This window comes from Streptomyces flavofungini (assembly GCF_041028215.1).
Lineage (GTDB): Bacteria > Actinomycetota > Actinomycetes > Streptomycetales > Streptomycetaceae > Streptomyces > Streptomyces flavofungini_B.
In genome coordinates this window covers 1-624 of record NZ_JASKYR010001470.1, presented here as the reverse complement: position 1 = coordinate 624, position 624 = coordinate 1, and the positions used below count along the sequence as shown (strand labels likewise).

Annotated in this window: 1 protein-coding gene; it reads left to right on the top strand. The window is 73.2% G+C overall.

All coding sequences use genetic code 11. The annotated features are described in order from the left end of the window. Positions 1–624, top strand: a 624-nt coding sequence (locus AB8Z36_RS41695) for a TauD/TfdA dioxygenase family protein (protein WP_369218519.1), incomplete at both ends; no start/stop codon positions are given.

Sequence of the window (624 nt, the reverse complement as noted above, 5' to 3'; positions counted from 1 at the left end):
CGCGTCCCCGCCGACGGCATGTACGAGGGCCGCCGGACCCTGCGCCGCCTCCCCGAGGGCTCGCCGGAGCGGCCCTACGAACTGTTCGACCTCGTGCCGCAGGGGCGCCTCATCGGCGCCGAGATCCGCGGCGTCGACCTCGCGCGGCCCCTCACGCCCGCCCTGCGCGAGGAGCTGAACCGCGCGCTCCTTGAGTGGAAGGTGCTGTTCTTCCGCGGCGCCGGCATCACCTCCGAGCAGCAGCGCGCCTTCGCCCGCCACTGGGGCGAGCTGGAGACCAACCCGCTGCTCGCCCGCGGCTCCGCAGACGACGTGGTCCGCTTCGACAAGGGCGGCAGCGCCACCCCCACGTACGAGAACGTCTGGCACGCCGATGTCACCTTCCGCGAACGCCCGGCCCTCGGCGCGGTGCTCCAGCTGCGCGAGGTGCCGCCCTACGGCGGGGACACGATGTGGGCCGACATGGCCGCCGCGTACGACAACCTTCCCGATGAGGTGAAGGAGCGCATCGAAGGGGCGCGCGCCGTGCACGACTTCATCCCCGGCTTCGCCCGCTTCTACGGTCCCGACAGGCTCGTCCCGCACCAGGACGACTTCCCGCCCGTCACCCACCCCGTGGTGCGC